This is a genomic window from Pseudoduganella rivuli (assembly GCF_009674485.1).
GTDB lineage: Bacteria > Pseudomonadota > Gammaproteobacteria > Burkholderiales > Burkholderiaceae_D > Rugamonas > Rugamonas rivuli_B.
On the sequence record NZ_WKJJ01000002.1, the window covers coordinates 326925 to 346132 of the forward strand.

A 19208-nucleotide genomic window follows, 5' to 3' on the forward strand; every position below is an offset into this window, starting at 1 on the left:
TTAATTCGATACGGTGGTTACTTCGGCAGGTTCGGCCACTTGTAGCAGCCGCACCAATTCGTTGGCAAGCGCCAGCTGCACATCGGCCAGCGGCGCCTCCACGCCCATCGAGCGCATGTCGATGGTTTCCAGTCCAGAGTAACCGCAGGGGTTAATCCAGGTAAACGGGGCAAGGTCCATACCCACATTCAGCGACACCCCGTGGTAGGTGCAGCCGTTGCCGCGCACTTTGAGTCCCAGTGCGGCGATCTTGGCGCCTTTTTTCGGGCCGCCAGCGATGTAAATGCCCGGCGCGCCTTCGATGCGTTCACCGGCAAGATTATACGTGTGCAAGACATTGATGATGGCTTGCTCGATTTTGTGGACGAACTGGCGCGCGTACAGCTTGCCGCCGGGTTTATTGCGGCGCAAGTCCATCATCATGTAAATCACCACTTGGCCGGGACCATGGTACGTGACTTCGCCGCCGCGGTCGGTTTGCACAACGGGAATATTGGCCGCGCCTGCCAGCAGGTGGCCGCGGTCGGCGCCCAGGCCCAGCGTGTACACGGGCGGGTGCTCGACGATCCACAGTTCATCCGGCGTGTCGGGCGTACGCGCGTCGGTGAACGCGCGCATGGCGGCAAACGTGGGTTCGTATTCGGCCTGGCCGAGTTGGCGGATCAATGCCGGGGCAGTAGACATGGATGGGTTTGTTACTGAAAACCCTGCCATTATAAGTCACTACTGAATTACTTTCCCGGCACCCTGCCTATTTTGTCAGCAGAAAATTGCAAAATGATAGTGTTTTGACAGGCTGGATCGCTGCTTTGTTGGTGCGGCTGGCAAGCTTAACGCGCGGCCAATTTTGCCTTTTCCACCAGCGCCAGCCATTGCTGGATGGGTTCGCGCTGCCATTGGGCATTGGCGTAATCCTTCAGCTTGGCCGGAACGTCGTCGCCGCTGTGGACCAGGCGCTGCAGCATCATGGCCAGGTCGGTGTCGGCAATGGTCCAGTCGCCGAACAGGTTGGCACCCTGGACAAGCTTGTCGGCTGCGCGGACCAGCTTGTCCGCGGCCGCACGCGCCTCTGGGGACAGAGGTTGCGTGGCCGGCTCGTGGAAAACGGTCAGGGTGCTGCGTTCTTCGCGGATCGGCATCAAATCGCTGCGCAGCCACGCCTGGATTTCACGGGCGCGCGCCCGCTGCTGCGAAGCGCGCGGATACACCGCCTTGTATTCGGGGGCAGGGAACACTTCTTCCAGGTATTCCGTGATCGCGGACGATTCCGTCAGCACGAAGTCGCCATGCACCAGCGCGGGAATGCGGCCATTGAGCGCCAGGTCGCGGTAAGCCGCTTCCCGGTGCTGGCCGGCGTCCAGATCCAGCACTTCCAGGTCGAACGGGATGCCTTTTTCCTTCAGCGTGACGAACACGGACATCGCATACGGGCTGGAGAATTCACTGTTGACGTAAAGCTTGAGGTTCATGGCGGGCTGTTCCTGAGTGATTTGGCATTTCATGTTACGGCTTGCCGGAATAACCACATAACGATATATTTTCTCTGTTCTTGCTAATTTAATTCACAAGAGATGCGTATGCCCGCCTTCCCCGCGTTGCGCGCCTTCGAGGCGGCAGCGCGGCATGAAAACTTTTCCCGCGCCGCTGATGAATTGCATTTGACTCACGGCGCGATCAGCCACCAGGTGCGCGCGCTTGAAGACGAGCTGGGCGTGCAATTGTTCGTCCGCAATGGCCGTCATGTGAAAATCACGCCGGATGGCCGCAAGTTCGCCCAGTCGCTGAACAAGGCGTTTGCCGATATCGTGCAGGCCGCCGATGCCGTGCGGCCCCGCCAAGGATGCCGCCGCCTGTCGATTTCGTCGATTCCCTCGTTTGCCGCGCGCTGGCTGGCGCCCCGGCTGGGCCAGTTCATCGAACGGCATCCGGACATCGAAGTGCTGCTGCAAGCGTCCGGCCAGTTGCAAGACCTGGAGCGGGAAGCCATTGACGTCGGCATCCGCTTTGGCAGGGGCCGCTATCCGGGCCTGGTGGTGCAGCATTTGATGGGCGATATTTATTACCCCGTGGTCAGCCCGTCATACCGGGGCGGGGATTTGCCCCGTACGCCACAGCAGTTGGCCAACGCCACGCTGCTGCGCTCGAACGAACCGTGGCTGCCGTGGTTCCGCGCGGCGGGACTGGACCTGGCCGAGCCGTCAGGCGGCGTCATGTACGAGGATTTATCGATGCTGATCCGCTCCGCCGTCGATGGTGACGGCGTGGCGCTGGTGCGCCATGTGGTGGCAATGCAGGAAATCGCGTCGGGACAACTGGTGCGGCTGTTCGATATCGCCACGCCCAGTGCGGATGAATATTACTTTGTCAGCCCGCCAGCGGCGGCGGATCAGCCCCATGTCGAGGCGTTCCGCGCCTGGCTGCTGGCGCAAATTGCGGAATTTCTTCCGCAATTGCGTCTTACATCACCACTTTGACCATCGGGTGGGCGGACAGCTCGGTGTACAGCGCATCGAGTTGCGGACGGCTGGTGGCGCGCACGATGACCGTCAAACCCGTGTAATTGCCCTTGGACGATGGACGCACTTCCATCTTGCCTTCATGGAAGGTCGGGTCATGCTTGATCACCAGTTCCAGCATGGTGGCAGTGAATTCCACATGGGCAACACCCATGATCTTGATCGGGAAGTCGCTGGGATATTCGATCAGCGATTCGGATGGGGGGATAGGCGTGGCCATGATAGTAATTCCTGTCAAAACAAATAGATACAGGCAATATTGTACCGTAGCACGCGGCTTTCAAGATGGCGGCCTGGCGCGAGCCAGGCCGCCGTGCCGCCGTTATGCTGGTTTGGCCGACAGGCGCTTCAGGCGATCCAGTGCGGACTCACCGCCGCCAACCGCTTCGTTCGCCACCGACTTGCGCAGCGCATCGAGTTCCGCCTTCTGGTCGTGCGGACGCTGGCCGATGTCGGCCACGATCTTCATGCCGGCTGCTTCATTCGACACGGCCTGCGCGCGGCGCGTCAGTGCATTCAATGCGCTGGAATTACCCTGCAAGCCTTTCAGGCCGTTCAACTGTTCCTGGCGCTCGGCGCGCACTTGCTGCAAGTCGCGCTGCGCCTTGGCCGTTGCCAGCGCCTGCATGGCTTTCTTGGCGGCGGCATCGAAGTCGGCCAGTTGCTGCGACAGCGCATCGACGATTTTTTGCAGCTCGTCCATGTACTCTTGCGCATCGGCCGCTTCCTGCTCTTCCAGCGGCAGGCGCGCCTTGTTCGCTTCCAGCTCGTCGCAGAACAGGTTGATGGTGGCTTCCGAAATCTTGCCGGCGGCCAGGCGCTCGCCCAGCGTTTCCGCGGCGCGCTCGTCGCTGGAGATCAGTTCGCGCAGCTTGATGACGTCGTTGCGCTCCTTGTCGAAGGAGGTACGGGCAGCGGCCAGCTTTTGCGCGGTGGCGCGCAATGTGTCGGCCAGGCGGTCACGGTCTGCCTCGGTCGCCGTTTCTGGATCGAAGTTGGCGATTGCTTCGGATACGCGGTCGCCCAGCGCGCCAAAGTGTTTCGAGATCAGGCGTGCGGTCAGGCCCCAGCCATTCGAGTTGCTCATAGTCGTGTCCTTCCTTTCGGTTTAAATAAAGTTACTGCACATTGCGGAGGTCGTTCCCTGTTACTGGATGACGATCCGTTCCTGCTCCACCGGTATCCCAATGACAAAATCGACGTGGATACCGCGTTTGCCGCTATCGCCGTTCACGCTGCGGATGATTTCCGTCGTGATCAGCAAAAATTCCGGTCCTGCCCCGCCGCGCAAATCGCGCACGTAGGGCATGTAGTACACATCCTGCTGCAAGCCTTCGCGTCCCGCCGCATCGTCGATGCGGGTTTCGCCGCCCTGGTAGGGCTGCACCCATTCGGCGCTCGGGTCGCCCGCATCGCGCTGGAAATCGATGCCTTCGTCGGCGCCGAACACCAGGTTCAAATCCTGTTCGTCGAGGCCATAGTCGCCCAGCTGGTTGCGCCACAACGTGTAGCTGCGGTCGCCCAGGCCGTAACCCCGTTCGCCCGTGTACGCTTCCTGGTCTTCCACGGTTTCCGGGATTACGCGCGCCAGTTGCGTGCAATACATCACTTCCGCCACGTTGCCCTGCGCATCCACGTACACTTGAAGGAACTTTTCATCGGCCTGGTCGTCGCCCTTGTCCAGGTAATAGCGGTAGACCTTGCCCGACAAGTTCAACTTCAGCCGCGAAATCGCCAGAATGCGAAAGTCCGATGCCTGCGGCAGCGCAATCAGCGAACCGGACGTATTGGCGCGCAGCAGCGGCCCTTGCTGGATCGTCACCATGCTGCCGATGCGGGCGTTCAGCGGCAGGCGTTGATCCTCCGGCGCATCCACCGCGCCTGTTTTCATGGCCGCGTTGCGTACGTACCCGAATGCATCCTTCCAACCCATATCAATCTCCCAGCGAATAGTTGGCGCCCTGGCGGTTCACTTTGCGGCGCGTAAATACCTTGTACAGGGCAAAACCGATCAGCCCCAGCATTACCCAGCCAAACCAGCCGATGCCCGATTCCTGCTTGCGGGCTGGACGTTCAGCCTGCTGCGTGGTTTGCTGCTCTTGCGCTTGCGGCTCCGGCGCGGCGGCCGGTGCATCCGGGTTCATCGGATTCGGCACCGTCGCCACACCGGGCGAGGTACTGGTGCCGCTGCTGTCCACCGGGCCGATGGCGCCCACGTCGGACGGCACGTTGGACGGCAACTGCTGTTGCTGCGGAGGCGCCTGGCGGGCATGGGCGCCGCCGGCCAGCACGCTGCCCAGCACGGCGCCGGCTGCCGCCGCGCCTGCCGTACCCCAGCGGCTCGGGCGGTCCTGGCCCTGGCTGTAGCCGCCGTTATAACCGCCGTTGTAGGGGTTATTGCTGTAGCCGCCATTGTTGCCATATTGCGGCGGCGGCTGCTGCGGCGCCTGGCGCGGCATCACCGGATCGGACTGCGGCAGCGAACGCTGCTGCGCGGTCCGTTCATCCATCGTGCGCACGGCATTGTCTTGCGCCGTCCGTTGCGACATGTCGCGGTTCATGGCCGACCGGCTGCCGCCGGAAGCAGGCGCTGCATCCGCCTCCGGCGCGCGGCGGGAACCGAATGAACCAAACGAGCCACTGCCGGACGACGGCGCTGCCGATGGACTGCGCGACGGCGTACTCTTTGCAGTACTGCTGCGTTGCGAGGAGAATCCACCCTTATAAGAGCCCGAACTTTGGGTTGGCCTGGCTTCCGCCAGCGGCCCGCCCATCGCCAGCGACAGCGATAAAGCAAGTACTACGGCTTTGCGGAGAGACTTCATCATGTATCCTGATCGTCTTGAGGTTGATTAAATAACAGCATAATAGCTGGCAAACTTTTACGCACCGGTAAAAAAACGCCAGATTTACCACCATGACACGCAAATACTCTGACATGAATCAGCACGACGCTTTGTATACCGTCGCGCGAAACTATCCTGGCGGCATCGAGGCATTGTCCCAATGCATGGGCATCTCGGTAAACGTTTTACGTAACAAATTGTCACCAACCATCGCTTCCCACTACCCTTCGTTTGAAGAAGTGTCGACCATTATCGACCTGTGCCAGAAAGCCGGCGTTCCCAATGCGCTGATGCCGGTGCATGCCATGCTGGTCCGGCATGGCATGGCGGCATTCGTCATCCCGGTGCCGGAAAAGATCGCCCAGGACGACTTGTCGCAGACCGTCTGCCGCGTCATGAGCCAGGTGGGTGACGTGGCGGAAGCCGTATCGCAGTCGCTGCTGGACGGCAAAATCACGCCGACGGAAGCCGACTTGATCGAACGTGAATTCAACGCCGCCCTGTCGGCGCTGGGCGAATGGCGCGCCCGTATCCGGCTGCTGGCCAATCCCCAAGATGGTGGCGGTTGAGCCAAAAAAAATGCCAGCCGCTGAGGGCTGGCAGAAACTATTTTGTATTGGGAGGAAAATAGCGTGAAGATCACGTGACGCCACTGTAAGGCATCCCTCCCGGCCCGGCCATCGCCGTGGGACGAACTGCAGAATTCCGGGGATGAACGACACAAAAGCGGGGCTGGGCCGTAACCACCAGCCCCGCCCCTGGGACGTCATTCCTGGTTCCTGCGGTTACGCCCGTCCTTGTTTTCCTTGTTTTCCTCACGCGGACCACGGCGGTTTTCCGCTGCCGGGGCATTTTGCGGTTGCGGGCGGGCTTCCTGGCGCTGCGGTTGCGGTTGCGGCTGTTGCTGCGGCGCTTGCTGGCGCTCCTGGCGCATGGCTTCACGCTGCTCGCGGCGCTGCTGGTCCTGGCGCTGCATTTCCTGGCGCTGGGCCTCTTGCCGCTGCTGCTCTTGCCGCTGCATTTCCTGACGCTGCTGATCCTGCCGCTGCGCGTCCTGCCGTTGCTGGATTTCCTGGCGCTGGCGTTGCTGCTCCTGCCGTTGCGCCTCCTGGCGCTGGGCTTCCTGCCGCTGCTGGTCCTGGCGCTGCGCTTCCTGGCGTTGCTGTTCCTGCCGTTGTGCTTCCTGGCGCTGCTGGTCCTGCCGCTGAGCCTCGTGGCGCTGTTGCTCCTGCCGCTGCAACTCCTGCCGTTGCGCATCCTGCCGCTGGCCATCTTGCCGCTGGCGTTCCTGGCGCTGGAATTCCTGCCGTTGCTGGTCCTGGCGCTGTGCTTCCTGGCGTTGCTGCTCTTGCCGTTGACCTTCTTGACGCTGGTATTCCTGGCGCTGGCGCTCCTGCCGCTGCTGTTCAACGTTTTGCTGCGGCAGTTGTCCCGGTTGCGGCTGCAATGCCTGCTGCTGCGCGGGTTGGCTGATGCGGCCACGTTCGTCGCGGCGGTCATCACCATCGCGGCCCGGACGGTCGAAGCGGCGGCCCTCCTGCACGGCGCCCGGCTGCTGCACCACGGGGGCGCCGCCCGGCATGATGCGCTGCGGCTGGCCCTGCAATGCATTGCCCGGTACAGGCTGGGCCACTTGCGGACGCTGCCCGTCGCCACGGCGCTCGCCGGCGCGCTCGCGGAAGTCGTCACGCGCATCGCGGCGCGTTTCAATCACGCGGCCCGGGCGGTTGGCCGCAGGCGGCGCCACCGGCGGCGCGGTGATCAGCGGCGCCTTGCGCACATCGTTTGGCGCCAAGGTCACGCGCGGCTCGCGGCCCACGTTGACGATGCTGCGGCGTTCGAAATATTCGCGGGGCAGCACGGTGACGCCATCGCGGCGGCCGTCGTGGCGCGGTTCTTCCTTCCAGCGCACCTTGCCGTTGTGCTGCCATTCCAGGCGGCGCTCATGTTCCACCGACACGCGGTAATTCGGCACATAGCGGTCGCGTGGTGTCAGCGGATACCAGCCGACGCCAGGACCGGCGCGGTGGTCGCGGAACGTGACGTTCCAGCCGCTGCCGCCGACCCAGCCCACCAGCGCGGGCGCCCACACGGGACGCACCACGGCGCGGCCGGGCGCCCAGTACCAGCGCGATTGCACCAGCACCCAGCGGCCATAGTGCGACGGCGCATAACCCCACGGCGCATCGTCGACCCAGGTCCAGCCCCATGGCTCCAGCCACGTCCAGCGGCCGTCGCGGTACGGCGCCCAGTTCGATGCGACGCCGCGCGGCGCCCACAGCGGCCCATAATCCGGGTCGTCGCGCCAGGTGCCGTGCTGGTCCAGCTCTTCATAGCCCGTCACGTCGGCCGTCACGTAGCGCAGCGATTGCGAATTGTCGTCGCGGCGGTCGCGCGCCAGCGCCCAGTCGTCAAACGGGGTGCGTTGCGCAATGCCCGTATGGATATCGTCGCCCCGTATTTCCACGCGTTTGCCCGCGCGCAGGCTGGTCGAGGCGCCGGCGCCATCCACGCGGCCGGAGCCGGTCAGCATGGTCACCACGCTGGTGTCCGGTGCACGTTCCGTATCGATGCGCAGCGAAGCCGGTTCCGCCAGCGTGACGCGCGCCTGCGGCGTGGTCAGTTCGAAACCGCCCAACTGGTCGGGGTTGCGGATACGGACATTGGCCGTGCCGTAATCGAGGCGCAGGCGCAATACGTTGTCATCGAGGTCGACGACTTCCATGCTGGAGTCGCCATCGAGCCGTACGGACGTCGAGCCGACACGGAATTCCGTGCGTGAACCGGGCGCCGCCGTGATACGGGTGCCGGACGTCACGGGCCAGTTCAACAGGTTGCCGCCGGCTTCGTCGCCGTCGGTTTCCTGCAAGGTGACCTGGCCTTCCACCACTGACACGCGCGCCACGCGGGCCGGCGGATCGTCCGCCATCGCCAACGAGGTCACGGCGACCAAGGCGGATAACAGGATCAAATGCTTGATTTTGCGGTGCATGGCGTTACGCTCCGGGAGCAGGGGAATGATGGTATTAAACGCTTGAACGGGCGCAACGACGACTCCCGTTACAGAATTTTTCAATCGGGCGCTACAAATAAGATCAAGCGTGCGCACCGCCGCGCTTGACGAAGAACAACGCTGTGCCGACACCCATTAACAGTCCGCCAAACACGCGGTTTTGCGCCTTGACCGCCCTGGCGTCGCGGAAGAAGCGCTGCATCGACGCGGCCAGGAACGCGTAGCCGTGCATGACCATCAAGTCGATGGTGCACATGGTGACGGCCAGGATCAGCAATTGCGGCAGCAGCGGATGGTCTTGTGCAATGAATTGCGGCAGCACGGCCACCATGAAAATAATGCCCTTGGGATTGGTGGCGTTGGTAAGAAAGCCCGTCAGCACGCGGCGGCGCAGCGATGGCGCCTGCTCGCGCACCACTTGCGCGCCCGGTCCGGGCGCCGCCTTGGCGCGCCATTGCGCCAGGCCCAGCCAGATCAGGTACAGCGCACCGACGGTTTTCACGACATTGAACGCCACTTCCGACGCCAGCAGCAGCGAACCCACGCCCGCGCCGGCAATCGCCAGCACCAGCAGCAAGCCTGCCTGCAACCCGATGATGGTGCCGCTGGCCTTGCGTACGCCATACGACAGGCCATGCGACATCGACAGGACCGCGCCGGAACCCGGCGAGACAGCAATGATGCAGGCGGCAATAACAAACGTGATCCAGGTGGCGAACGTCATGGCAGTACTCCGGGGAAAGATCCAGCCATTGTAGCGGGAGTCCATTTTTTAGGTTGTCTGTTGTATATGCGGTAAGATTGCCGTTCGAATTAACGGATTTCCAACTGCCATGACACCTGCCGCCTATACCCGATTCACCACCTTGCGCCCGGAGGGCTGCTGATATGGCCGGATCCAGCCTGCTGGCGCTGATTGACGACATCACCACCATCCTCGACGACGTGGCCGCCATGAGCAAGGTCGCCGCCAAGAAAACCGCCGGCGTGCTGGGCGACGACCTGGCGCTGAATGCGCAGCAGGTGGCGGGCGTGCAAGCCGACCGCGAATTGCCCGTGGTGTGGGCGGTGGCGGTGGGGTCCCTGAAAAACAAGGCCATCCTGGTGCCCGCCGCGCTGGCCATCAGCGCCTTCGCGCCATGGTCGGTGACGCCGCTGCTGATGGTGGGCGGCGCTTACCTGTGCTTCGAAGGCTTTGAAAAAATCGCCCACCCGCTGCTGCACAGCGATGCGGAAGACGAAGCGCACCATGCGGAACTGACCGCCGCGCTGGTCAATCCGGCCGTCGACATGGTGGCGCTGGAAAAGGACAAGATCAAGGGCGCGATCCGCACCGACTTCATCCTGTCGGCGGAAATCATCGTCATTGCGCTGGGCACGGTGGCCGAAGCGCCATTCGGGCAACAGGTGGCCGTGCTGGCCGGTGTCGCCACCTTGATGACGGTGGGCGTGTACGGCATCGTGGCGGCCATCGTGAAAATGGATGACGCCGGCCTGTACCTGGCGCAGCGCACGGGCGCCAGCGCGTTCGTCAAGGGTGTCGGCCGCTTCCTGCTGGCTGCCGCCCCGAAACTGATGAAATTCCTGTCCGTGGCGGGCACGCTGGCCATGTTCATGGTGGGCGGCGGTATCCTCACGCACGGCATTCCTGGCGCGCACGACGTGATTCATCACGCGGTGGAAGCCGTGGAAGGGATCGGCGGCGTCGGCCCCGCGCTGGCCGCCGTCACGCCGCCTGTGCTGGACGCCATCGGCGGCGTGGTGGCCGGCGGCCTGGTGCTGGCCGTGGTGACGGCCGTGGGCAAAGTGGTGAACCTGTTCCGCCGCAAGGCGTAAGGAGACTGACATGAACCAACCCCAGCGTCCCAGCGCCGCATTTGTCGGTGCGTCGTGGGCTGCCCTGCTGGTGGGCGCCATTACCTACCTGGCCGGCCTGTGGAACGCCACCATGGCGCTCAACGAAAAGGGGTATTACTTCACGCTGCTGGCCTACGGATTGTTTTCCGCCGTGTCGCTGCAAAAATCCGTGCGCGACCGCATGGAAGGCATCCCCGTGACGAATCTGTATTTCGGCCTGTGCTGGATGTCGCTGCTGCTGGCGTTGCTGTTGCTGACGGTGGGCTTGTGGCATGCCACGCTGGCGCCCAGCGAAAAAGGGTTTTATGCGATGTCGTTCGTACTGAGCCTGTTTGCCGCCGTGGCCGTGCAAAAGAATGTGCGCGACAGCAGCCGCTCAGCCGGCAGCGACCTGGCCTGACTTTTTCCTGGGTTTTTTCGGCGCGGGCGGCGGCAGCGCGGCTGCCGTGACCCGCGCCAGTCCGCACAGCCATTCCCGCTCGTCCCACTTCTCTTCCGGCACCACGTACCACGGCTTCGCTTGCGGATACGGGGGCGCCTGTTCCGGTTCGCCCATGTATTGCTTGCTGGCGGGGATGGGCTTGACGAACAGGCGGTCGTCGCACACCAGCGCAAACATCTTGCCATCGCAATAAATCGCATATTCGCCAAACATCTTGCGGGCCGCCACCAGGCCTGCCGCGGCGAACTGGTCCACGAGGAAATCCACCGTCCCTTGCTGCGATCCCATAACGTCTCCTAATCCGGGGAATTTTGATCCAAGTCAATAAATTTGCGCGTCCCACTCCGTAAACTGGCTGCATAACTTGCGATATAGCAAGAATATCAACTGCAGGAGGGTGCGATGCGCACGAACTTACCCGTTACCAACCGTGAAGTCGAATTATCGGCCGAGCAGGCCATTGTTTCCAAGACTGACCTGAACGGCAATATCACGTATGTGAACCCGTATTTCGTGCAAATCAGCGGCTATTCGGAAGACGAGCTGATCGGCGCGCCGCAAAACATCCTGCGCCATCCGGACATGCCGCCGGAAGCCTTTGCCGACCTGTGGCACTCGATCCAGTCTGGCACGCCGTGGACGGGGCTGGTGAAAAACCGCTGCAAGAATGGCGACTTCTACTGGGTCAAAGCCAATATCACGCCAATCAAGGAAGCGGGCCGCACCCTGGGCTACATGTCGGTGCGCACCAAGGCCGACCGCGACCAGGTCGCCGCAGCGCAAGCCGCGTATCAGCTGATCCGCGCGGGCGACAAGCGCATCGCCATCCGTAACGGCCAGGTGATCCACCTCGGCATCAATAACCTGTTGTCGCGCCTCAGCCATATGTCGCTGGGCATGCGCATCTGGGCCGCCACCAGCGGCGTCAACCTGTTGCTGGCGCTGGTCTGCATCGCCAGCCTGTTCGGCGACGGCGCGTCGGAAATCACGCGCTACACGATTTTCACCGCCACCTTTATCGGCTTGCTGGTCAATGTCTTCCTCTGGTACACGTTGCGCACCAGCGTCTTGCAACCACTGGGCCGGGCGCTGGAAGGGGCCCGGTCGATTGCCGCCGGCGACTTGTCCGCGACGTTCGACACGCACGCCACCGATGAAGTGGGACAGCTGCTGCGCGCCTTGCAGCAAATGAACAGCAACCTGATCGCCACCATCCGCGACGTGCGCGTCAACGTGGAAACCATGGCAGTGGCCACCCGCCAGATTGCCGCAGGCAATGCGGACCTGTCCGGCCGTACGGAATCGCAGGCTGCCAGCCTGGAAGAAACCGCATCCAGCATCGATGAATTCTCGTCCACCGTGAAACAGAATGCGGAAAATTCCGCGCAAGCCAACGACCTGGCCGTGGCGGCGTCGGAAGTGGCGGTGGAAGGAGGGCAGATCGTGTCCGAAGTGATTGCCACCATGAGTGAAATCAATGCGTCGTCGAAGAAGATCGTCGACATCATCGCCCTGATCGAAGGTATCGCATTCCAGACCAATATCCTGGCGCTCAATGCCGCCGTGGAAGCGGCGCGCGCCGGTGAGCAGGGGCGCGGCTTTGCCGTGGTGGCGGGCGAAGTACGCAGCCTGGCGCAGCGCTCGTCGATGGCGGCCAAGGACATCAAGCAATTGATCGACGTCTCGGTGGGCAAAGTCAGTGTCGGCATGGAGCGCGCCAACCGCGCCGGCGACACGATGGAACAGGTGGTCAGCGCGGTACAGCAGGTGACGTCCATCATGCGTGAAATTTCCATCGCTTCCCGCGAACAAAGCATCGGCGTCGACCAGGTCAACCAGGCCATCGCCCACATGGACCAGGTCACGCAGCAAAATGCCGCGCTGGTCGAAGAAGCGGCCGCCGCCGCCGCCAGCCTGGCCAACGAAGCCGGTGGGCTGAAACAGGCGGTCAGCCTGTTCAAGTTCGGCCGGGCCGCGGACGGCCGGACTGCATTACCGAATACGCCATCCACCGTGCGCCCTTTCCGTGGCGCGGAAAAGTCCCATACCGCCAGCGTCAAACGCCTGGCCGCCTGAGGTCGCATTGAAATGAACACCAGCGCAACACCCGCCAGCTTTCCCGTGCAATTCGATGCCTGCACCATCGAACGTCTCAGCACGTCGGGCCCCCGTTATACGTCCTATCCGACTGCCGACCGGTTTACCGCCGGCTTCCGCTATGGCGATTTCCTGGAAGCGCTGGCCAACGTCAAGATGCGGGGCCCGCGCGGCCCGCTGTCGCTGTACGTACACATCCCGTTTTGCGACACCGTCTGCTACTACTGCGGCTGCAACAAGATCGTCACGCGCGACCGCACCAAGGCGGCCGTCTACCTGTCGTACCTGAAACAGGAAATTGAAATGCAGGGAAAACTGTTCGCCGGCATGCACCAGGTCGACCAGCTGCATTTCGGCGGCGGCACGCCGACGTACCTGAGCGACCGCCAGATGGACGATTTGATGGCGCACCTGCGCCGCCACTTCGCTTTCGCGCCGGACCATGCGGGCGAATATTCGATTGAAATCGATCCTCGCACGGTGTCACCGGAACGGGTGCAGGCGCTGCGGCGCCAGGGTTTCAACCGTATCAGCCTGGGCGTGCAGGATTTCGATCCCGATGTACAGCAAGCCGTCAACCGTATCCAGCCGGAGGAAGAAACCCTGGCGGTGATGCAGGCGGCGCGCAATGCGGGCTTCCGTTCGATCAGCATCGATTTGATTTATGGCTTGCCGAAGCAGACGCTGGAGACGATGAAGCAAACCATCGCCAAGGTGGTGGCTGCCAGTCCGGACCGCATCTCGCTGTACAACTACGCCCACATGCCGCACCTGTTCAAGCCGCAGCGCCGCATCAGCGAAGACGATTTACCGTCGCCGCAGGTCAAGCTCGATATGCTGGCCATGTGCATCGGCCTGCTGACGCAGGCGGGCTACGTGTACATCGGCATGGACCATTTCGCCAAGCCGGACGACGACCTTGCGGTTGCGCAGCGCCAGGGCCGGCTGCACCGCAATTTCCAGGGTTATTCGACCCACGCGGATGCGGACCTGGTGGCGCTGGGTGTGTCGGCCATCAGTTTGGTCGGCAATACCTACAGCCAGAATGAAAAAACGCTGGACGCCTATTACGAGCAGCTGGAACTGGGCCGCCTGCCGGTGGCGCGCGGCATCCGCCTGAATACGGATGACTTGCTGCGGCGCCACGTCATCCAGCAACTGATGTGCAATTTCGAACTGGCGGTGGCGTCGCTGGAACAGGCGTATCCGATCCGCTTCGACCAGTATTTCGCGAAAGAACTGGCGCAGCTGAAGGCATTGGAAGCCGACGGCCTGGTGTCGTATGACGGCGCGTGGCTGTCCGTGACGAAGAAAGGCCGCCTGCTGATCCGCAATATCTGCATGGTCTTCGACCGCTACCTGGGCATGCCGCGCGAAGCGCAGGCGCAGGACGCGGTGCAACCGTTGCGTTTTTCGAGAACAATATAAACGGTTTATATCATGAACCTGCTGCCATTCTTCGCCGCCGGCCTGGCTGCCAGCGTTCATTGCGTGGGCATGTGCGGCGGGATTGCCGCCACCCTGGGCGGCGCGGCGGCACGGCAGCAACCGGCTGATGTGGCTGATATGGCTGCGCCGCTGGTTTTCCATGCGCATCGCGCCGCCGCCACGCTGCATCCGGCGGCAGCGGTGTCTGTGGTGACGCTACGCCTGCTGCGCCTTGCCTCCTTCAACTTGGGGCGCATCGCCAGCTACGTGATGGCGGGCGCCGCCGCCGGCGGCCTGGCAGAAGGCGTGATCGGCCTGGCGGCCATAGCGCCGCTGCAACAAGCCGCGCTGGTCCTGGCCAACCTGATGCTGCTGGCGGCCGGCCTGTACCTGATGAATGCGTGGCGCGGACTGGCCCATATCGAACGGTTGGGCCAGCACGTGTGGCGCCACGCGCAGCCGCTGCTAAATTCCTTTTTACCGATGGACACGCCAGTCAAGGCGCTGGCGGCGGGGGCGCTGTGGGGCTGGCTACCCTGCGGCCTGGTCTACAGCATGCTGGTCACCGCCATGTTGAGCGGTAATGGCTTTGATGGCGCCGGCATCATGCTGGCGTTCGGCCTGGGAACGACACCGCTGCTGTTTGCGGCGGGCATGTCCGGCATGGTCTTGCGCCATTTCCTGCAGCGGCGCGCCGTGCGCATCGCGTGCGGTTCCCTGGTGATGGCGTTTGGCGTGCTGGGCTTGCTGCGTGCCGCAGGCGTGGCCATTCCCGGCATGCCGGCGCTGCATGGATGGGTTGATTTGCTGTGTATCGGAGGCGTGTGATGGGCGCGGTACGCGAATCCTTCCTCGATGGTGGCGCGGCGCCGGATTCCGCCGGCTGCTTCCACTGCGGCTTGCCCGTCGCCGCGGGCACGCCATGGAAAGCCGCCATCGATGGCATCGAGCGCCGGATGTGCTGTCCCGGTTGCGCCGCTGTCGCGCAAGCCATTGCCGACGCGGGCCAGTCATCGTGGTACGCGACGCGGGACGGCTACGCCGCCACCGCCACCGGCGCCGATGCCTTGCCGCCAGAATTGGCGCTGTACCGCAATGACGATCCCCGCTTCGCGCTGGACGCCACCGACTGCGAAGCAGTGCTGCTGGTGGATGGTATCCGCTGCGCCGCGTGCGTGTGGCTGATCGAACGGCGCCTGCTGCAATTGCCGGGCGTGGTGAAAGCCGACATGAATGTCGCCACCGGCCGCCTGCGCGTGCGGTGGCGCAAGGATGCATGCGAGGCGGCCGATGTGTTACGCGCATTGCATGCGATCGGCTACCCGGCGTGGCCCTATGACGCGGCCCGGCACAGCCGCCAGTTGCAGCAAGCGGGCCGCGCGCTGGGCCGCCGCCTGTTCGTGGCATGCCTGTCGATGATGCAAGTAATGATGTACGTGGCGCCGGCCTACCTGGCCGACGACGCCGTCAACCAGGGCACGCTGGAGCCGGGTATGGCCGCGCTGATGCAGTGGGCCAGCCTGTTGCTGACCTTGCCCGCGGTCTGTTATTCCGCCATGCCGTTCTTCCGCGGCGCATGGTCCAGCCTGCGCGCGCATGCATTGGGCATGGATGTGCCGGTGGCGCTGGGCATTGCCGCCGCCTTCGGCGCCAGCGTGATCGCCACATGGCGCGGCCACGGCGACGTCTATTACGACTCCGTCACGATGTTCATTTTCCTGCTGCTGTGCAGCCGCTGGCTGGAACTGGCGGCGCGGCGCAAGGCGGCATCCGCACTGGAACGCTTGCAGCATGGCTTGCCGGCATCGGCATCGCTGTTGGCGGGCTGGCCTGCCGCGCGCAGCGCCACCGTGGTCGCGGCCGCCACGTTGAAGGCGGGCGACGTGATTGCCGTCAAGCCGGGCGAAGCGTTTGCCGCCGACGGCGACATTATCGAGGGCGCCACATCGGCCGATTTGTCGCTGCTGACGGGCGAAAGCGCACCGCAGGCGATGGCCACGGGCGCCAGCGTGCCGGGCGGCGCCATCAACGCCGGTCATGCCGTACTGCTGCGCGTGACGCGGGCGGCCGGAGACAGCACGCTGGCGGGCTTGCTGAAGCTGGTGGAAAAAGCCGGCAGCGGCAAGCCCGCCATGGCACTGTGGGCGGACCGGACCGCGTCGTGGTTCGTGGCGGCGCTGCTGTTGCTGGCAGTGGGCGCATGGCTGTGGTGGCACTGGGCCGATCCGGCCCGCGCCTGGCCGGTCGCCATTGCCGTGCTGGTGGTGTCTTGCCCGTGTGCTCTGTCGCTGGCCACGCCATCGGCACTGGCCGCCGCCACCGACCGTTTGCTGGCGCAAGGCATCCTCGTCGTGCAGCCGCACGTGCTGGAAACACTGCACCGCGCCACCCATATCGTGTTTGATAAAACCGGCACGCTGACCGAGGGCAAGCCTGCCGTGCGCCACGTGGTCCGCCTTGGTCCGGGCGCCGGTCCGGATCACCGCGCGGTATTGCAAATCGCCGCCGCGCTGGAAGCGCACAGTGCGCACCCGATCGCCCGCGCCATCGTCGCGGCTGCGCAAGACGGTATCGCCGCGCGGTGGACAGCCATGGACGTACAGGAAATATCCGGCCAGGGGCTGGAAGGCATGATCGGCGGCCAGCGTTACCGGCTTGGCAATGCGGCGTTCGTTGAAGCCATTGCCGGCAAGGTTATTGATACGGAGTGCGGCACGGACCATGCCGGCAGCGGCATGACCGCCGTCTACCTGGGTACCGATGGCGCATGGCTGGCATGCTTTTATATCAGCGATGCGTTGCGCGCCGATGCCCGGCAGACTGTCGATTACTTCCGCGCGCAAGGCAAGCAAGTGGTGCTGCTCAGCGGCGACCGCGGCCCGTTGGTACGGCAGGTGGCGCAGGAACTGGGCATCACGATGGCGCAGGGCGATTGCCTGCCTGGCCAGAAGGTCGACTACGTCCAGCAATTGCAGCAGGGTGGCGCTGTGGTAGCCATGGTGGGCGATGGCATCAACGACGCGGCCGTGCTGGGTTGCGCCGATGTCTCGTTTGCCATGGGCAGTGGCGCCGCGCTGGCGCAAGCCCATGCGGATGCCGTGCTGTTGAATGGCCAGCTGCACGCCGTGGCGGACAGCGCGGCTTGCGCGTCCCGTACCATGCGCGTGATCCGGCAAAACCTGGCGTGGGCCATGCTGTACAACGCCACGGCGATCCCGGCCGCCGCGCTGGGCTGGCTGAACCCGTGGCTGTCCGGCGTCGGCATGGCGCTCAGTTCCGCCGTGGTGGTCATCAATGCATTGAGATTGCGAAAGGCATAATCATGGAAGCCTTGTATTTGCTGGTGCCGTTGAGCGTCGTGCTGGTGTTCGGCGCGATCTGGCTGTTCTTCAAAGCCTCAGACAGCGGGCAATTCGACGACCTGGTGGGGCCGGGCTTGCGCATCCTGCAGGACGACGATCAGTGACACGCTTGCATCGCCCTGGCCCAAGCTCGTTTGGCCAATTTTGATTCACATCAAAGTTTTTTACTGCCCACCCCCGTAACCTTTGACTTACATCATCAAAGCGTTCTACGGGAGAACACCAAAGTGGAAAACTATAATTACCGGGTCGTCAAGCAGTTCGCCATTGCGACTGTCTTGTGGGGCGTGGTCGGCATGCTGGTTGGCGTGATTATCGCCGCCCAGCTGGCCTGGCCCGCGCTGAATTTTGACATTCCCTGGCTGACCTACGGCCGCCTGCGGCCCTTGCATACCAACGCCGTCATCTTTGCATTCGGCGTTTCCGGCTTGTTTGCCACGTCGTACTACGTGGTGCAGCGCACCTGCCAGGTCCGGCTGTTTTCGGACAAGCTGGCCGCCTTCACGTTCTGGGGCTGGCAAGCGGTCATCATCAGCGCCGTGTTCACCCTGCCTGCCGGCCTCACGCGCGGCAAGGAATACGCGGAACTGGAATGGCCGATCACCTTGCTGATCGCCGTCGTGTGGGTCGCGTACACGATCGTGTTCTTCGGCACCATCATCAAGCGCAAGGTCCAGCATATCTATGTCGCCAACTGGTTCTTCGGCGGCTTCATCCTGGCCGTGACCCTGCTGCACGTGGTGAACGGCATGAGCATGCCGGCCACGCTGTGGAAATCGTATTCGTTCTACACGGGCGTGCAGGACGCCATGATCCAGTGGTGGTATGGCCACAACGCGGTGGGCTTCATCCTGACGGCGGGCTACCTGGGCATGGTGTACTACTTCATTCCCAAGCAGGCCAACCGCCCTGTATATTCGTACCGCTTGTCGATCGTGCACTTCTGGGCGCTGATCTTCACCTACATGTGGGCCGGCCCGCACCACCTGCACTACACGGCATTGCCTGACTGGACGCAATCGCTGGGCATGGTGTTTTCGCTGATCCTGCTGGCGCCATCGTGGGGCGGCATGATCAACGGCATGATGACCCTGTCGGGCGCCTGGCACAAGCTGCGCACCGACCCGATCCTGAAATTCATGATCGTCTCGCTGTCGTTCTACGGCATGGCCACGTTCGAAGGCCCGATGATGTCGATCAAGACCGTCAATGCGCTGTCGCACTACACCGACTGGGGCATCGCCCACGTGCACGGCGGCGCGCTGGGCTGGGTCGGCTTCATCACCATGGGCTCGATCTACTACCTGTTGCCGCGCCTGGCCGGCCGCAAGGAAATGTGGAGCACGCAACTGGTCGACGTGCACTTCTGGGTCGCCACCATCGGCATCGTGCTGTACATCGCCGCCATGTGGATTGCCGGCGTGATGCAGGGCTTGATGTGGCGCGCCGTGAATCCGGACGGCACGCTGACCTACACCTTCGTGGAAGGCGTGAAGGCAACCTATCCGTACTACGTGGTGCGCTTCTTCGGCGGCACGCTGTACCTGGGCGGCATGGGGGTGATGGCCTTCAATACGTGGATGACCCTGCGCGGCCAGAAAACGCCTGAAGCCCGTATCCCTGAACTGAAGGCCGCGTAAGGCCAGG

The 19208-nt window shown here is 63.4% G+C and carries 19 protein-coding genes; 10 read left to right on the forward strand and 9 right to left on the reverse strand.

The genetic code is table 11. From position 1 onward, the window contains the following. Both lipB and yfcF read right to left on the reverse strand, forming a co-directional pair. The gene (gene lipB, locus GJ700_RS04205; RefSeq protein WP_154371386.1) at positions 1–684 is read right to left on the reverse strand and encodes a lipoyl(octanoyl) transferase LipB; all 684 of its coding nucleotides are present in this window, start codon (positions 682–684) and stop codon (positions 1–3) included. A 146-nt stretch (positions 685–830) separates the two neighbouring features. After that, positions 831–1469 carry a glutathione transferase gene (gene yfcF, locus GJ700_RS04210; protein WP_154371387.1) on the reverse strand — a complete coding sequence of 213 codons (639 nt, stop codon included), beginning with the start codon at positions 1467–1469 and terminating at the stop codon, positions 831–833. 102 nt (positions 1470–1571) lie between these two features. On the opposite strand from yfcF, the gene GJ700_RS04215 reads away from it, so the two are divergent. Next, positions 1572–2474: a transcriptional regulator GcvA gene (locus tag GJ700_RS04215; RefSeq protein ID WP_154371388.1), complete on the forward strand. Its 903-nt coding sequence runs from the start codon at positions 1572–1574 to the stop codon at positions 2472–2474. Here the strand turns inward: GJ700_RS04215 and GJ700_RS04220 are convergent. The 4 genes from GJ700_RS04220 to GJ700_RS04235 form a co-directional block, all read right to left on the reverse strand. Further along, positions 2458–2736 (reverse strand): DUF493 family protein, encoded by a 279-nt coding sequence (locus tag GJ700_RS04220; RefSeq protein ID WP_154371389.1) that lies wholly within the window; start codon positions 2734–2736, stop codon positions 2458–2460. The two genes, GJ700_RS04215 and GJ700_RS04220, sit on opposite strands and share 17 nt — an antisense overlap. Positions 2737–2838: 102 nt before the next feature. After that, positions 2839–3603, reverse strand: coding sequence for a hypothetical protein (locus GJ700_RS04225; RefSeq protein WP_154371390.1), 765 nt, complete (start codon positions 3601–3603; stop codon positions 2839–2841). A 60-nt stretch (positions 3604–3663) separates the two neighbouring features. Beyond that, positions 3664–4449 carry a DUF2491 family protein gene (locus tag GJ700_RS04230; protein WP_154371391.1) on the reverse strand — a complete coding sequence of 262 codons (786 nt, stop codon included), beginning with the start codon at positions 4447–4449 and terminating at the stop codon, positions 3664–3666. 1 nt (position 4450) lies between these two features. Next, positions 4451–5344, reverse strand: coding sequence for a hypothetical protein (locus GJ700_RS04235; RefSeq protein WP_154371392.1), 894 nt, complete (start codon positions 5342–5344; stop codon positions 4451–4453). A 110-nt stretch (positions 5345–5454) separates the two neighbouring features. On the opposite strand from GJ700_RS04235, the gene GJ700_RS04240 reads away from it, so the two are divergent. Beyond that, the gene (locus GJ700_RS04240) at positions 5455–5931 is read left to right on the forward strand and encodes a phage regulatory CII family protein (RefSeq protein WP_308700651.1); all 477 of its coding nucleotides are present in this window, start codon (positions 5455–5457) and stop codon (positions 5929–5931) included. 197 nt (positions 5932–6128) lie between these two features. Here GJ700_RS04240 and GJ700_RS04245 read toward each other — a convergent pair whose 3' ends face one another. After that, the gene (locus GJ700_RS04245; protein WP_154371394.1) at positions 6129–8354 is read right to left on the reverse strand and encodes a DUF6600 domain-containing protein; all 2226 of its coding nucleotides are present in this window, start codon (positions 8352–8354) and stop codon (positions 6129–6131) included. Between the two features lie 103 nt (positions 8355–8457). Beyond that, the gene (locus tag GJ700_RS04250) at positions 8458–9099 is read right to left on the reverse strand and encodes a LysE family transporter (RefSeq protein ID WP_154371395.1); all 642 of its coding nucleotides are present in this window, start codon (positions 9097–9099) and stop codon (positions 8458–8460) included. Between the two features lie 164 nt (positions 9100–9263). On the opposite strand from GJ700_RS04250, the gene GJ700_RS04255 reads away from it, so the two are divergent. Together GJ700_RS04255 and yiaA are read left to right on the forward strand one after the other, a co-directional pair. Further along, positions 9264–10211, forward strand: a complete 948-nt coding sequence (locus tag GJ700_RS04255; protein ID WP_154371396.1) for a DUF808 domain-containing protein — start codon at positions 9264–9266, stop codon at positions 10209–10211. Positions 10212–10221: 10 nt separating this feature from the next. Then, positions 10222–10632 (forward strand): inner membrane protein YiaA, encoded by a 411-nt coding sequence (yiaA, locus tag GJ700_RS04260; protein ID WP_154371397.1) that lies wholly within the window; start codon positions 10222–10224, stop codon positions 10630–10632. On the opposite strand, the gene GJ700_RS04265 is transcribed toward yiaA, so the two are convergent. Then, entirely contained in the window at positions 10609–10962 is a 354-nt protein-coding gene (locus tag GJ700_RS04265; RefSeq protein ID WP_154371398.1) for a TfoX/Sxy family protein, read from the reverse strand. The two genes, yiaA and GJ700_RS04265, sit on opposite strands and share 24 nt — an antisense overlap. 114 nt (positions 10963–11076) lie before the next feature. Here GJ700_RS04265 and GJ700_RS04270 point away from each other — a divergent pair, with 114 nt between their 5' ends. The 6 genes from GJ700_RS04270 (at position 11077) to ccoN (ending at position 19201) form a co-directional block, all read left to right on the forward strand. Then, positions 11077–12750 carry a methyl-accepting chemotaxis protein gene (locus GJ700_RS04270; protein ID WP_154371399.1) on the forward strand — a complete coding sequence of 558 codons (1674 nt, stop codon included), beginning with the start codon at positions 11077–11079 and terminating at the stop codon, positions 12748–12750. A 12-nt stretch (positions 12751–12762) separates the two neighbouring features. After that, complete coding sequence (gene hemN / locus GJ700_RS04275) at positions 12763–14199, forward strand: oxygen-independent coproporphyrinogen III oxidase (protein WP_154371400.1); 1437 nt, start codon at positions 12763–12765, stop codon at positions 14197–14199. A gap of 12 nt (positions 14200–14211) precedes the next feature. Continuing rightward, complete coding sequence (locus GJ700_RS04280; protein WP_154371401.1) at positions 14212–15027, forward strand: sulfite exporter TauE/SafE family protein; 816 nt, start codon at positions 14212–14214, stop codon at positions 15025–15027. Further along, complete coding sequence (locus GJ700_RS04285; protein ID WP_154371402.1) at positions 15027–17519, forward strand: heavy metal translocating P-type ATPase; 2493 nt, start codon at positions 15027–15029, stop codon at positions 17517–17519. Before GJ700_RS04280 ends, GJ700_RS04285 begins: the two co-directional genes overlap by 1 nt. A 2-nt stretch (positions 17520–17521) precedes the next feature. After that, positions 17522–17665 (forward strand): cbb3-type cytochrome oxidase assembly protein CcoS, encoded by a 144-nt coding sequence (ccoS, locus tag GJ700_RS04290; RefSeq protein ID WP_154371403.1) that lies wholly within the window; start codon positions 17522–17524, stop codon positions 17663–17665. Between the two features lie 123 nt (positions 17666–17788). Further along, on the forward strand, positions 17789–19201 hold the full coding sequence (ccoN, locus tag GJ700_RS04295) for a cytochrome-c oxidase, cbb3-type subunit I (RefSeq protein WP_371867819.1): 1413 nt from the start codon (positions 17789–17791) through the stop codon (positions 19199–19201). The last annotated feature ends 7 nt before the right edge of the window (positions 19202–19208 follow it).

Excerpts from the sequence above, each read along its gene's own strand:
- lipB (WP_154371386.1), bottom strand. The coding sequence starts at position 684 with ATGTCTACTGCCCCGGCATTGATCCGCCAACTCGGCCAGGCCGAATAC.
- yfcF (WP_154371387.1), bottom strand. The coding sequence starts at position 1,469 with ATGAACCTCAAGCTTTACGTCAACAGTGAATTCTCCAGCCCGTATGCG.
- GJ700_RS04215 (WP_154371388.1), top strand. The coding sequence starts at position 1,572 with ATGCGTATGCCCGCCTTCCCCGCGTTGCGCGCCTTCGAGGCGGCAGCG.
- GJ700_RS04220 (WP_154371389.1), bottom strand. The coding sequence starts at position 2,736 with ATGGCCACGCCTATCCCCCCATCCGAATCGCTGATCGAATATCCCAGC.
- GJ700_RS04225 (WP_154371390.1), bottom strand. The coding sequence starts at position 3,603 with ATGAGCAACTCGAATGGCTGGGGCCTGACCGCACGCCTGATCTCGAAA.
- GJ700_RS04230 (WP_154371391.1), bottom strand. The coding sequence starts at position 4,449 with ATGGGTTGGAAGGATGCATTCGGGTACGTACGCAACGCGGCCATGAAA.
- GJ700_RS04235 (WP_154371392.1), bottom strand. The coding sequence starts at position 5,344 with ATGATGAAGTCTCTCCGCAAAGCCGTAGTACTTGCTTTATCGCTGTCG.
- GJ700_RS04240 (WP_308700651.1), top strand. The coding sequence starts at position 5,455 with ATGAATCAGCACGACGCTTTGTATACCGTCGCGCGAAACTATCCTGGC.
- GJ700_RS04245 (WP_154371394.1), bottom strand. The coding sequence starts at position 8,354 with ATGCACCGCAAAATCAAGCATTTGATCCTGTTATCCGCCTTGGTCGCC.
- GJ700_RS04250 (WP_154371395.1), bottom strand. The coding sequence starts at position 9,099 with ATGACGTTCGCCACCTGGATCACGTTTGTTATTGCCGCCTGCATCATT.
- GJ700_RS04255 (WP_154371396.1), top strand. The coding sequence starts at position 9,264 with ATGGCCGGATCCAGCCTGCTGGCGCTGATTGACGACATCACCACCATC.
- yiaA (WP_154371397.1), top strand. The coding sequence starts at position 10,222 with ATGAACCAACCCCAGCGTCCCAGCGCCGCATTTGTCGGTGCGTCGTGG.
- GJ700_RS04265 (WP_154371398.1), bottom strand. The coding sequence starts at position 10,962 with ATGGGATCGCAGCAAGGGACGGTGGATTTCCTCGTGGACCAGTTCGCC.
- GJ700_RS04270 (WP_154371399.1), top strand. The coding sequence starts at position 11,077 with ATGCGCACGAACTTACCCGTTACCAACCGTGAAGTCGAATTATCGGCC.
- hemN (WP_154371400.1), top strand. The coding sequence starts at position 12,763 with ATGAACACCAGCGCAACACCCGCCAGCTTTCCCGTGCAATTCGATGCC.
- GJ700_RS04280 (WP_154371401.1), top strand. The coding sequence starts at position 14,212 with ATGAACCTGCTGCCATTCTTCGCCGCCGGCCTGGCTGCCAGCGTTCAT.
- GJ700_RS04285 (WP_154371402.1), top strand. The coding sequence starts at position 15,027 with ATGGGCGCGGTACGCGAATCCTTCCTCGATGGTGGCGCGGCGCCGGAT.
- ccoS (WP_154371403.1), top strand. The coding sequence starts at position 17,522 with ATGGAAGCCTTGTATTTGCTGGTGCCGTTGAGCGTCGTGCTGGTGTTC.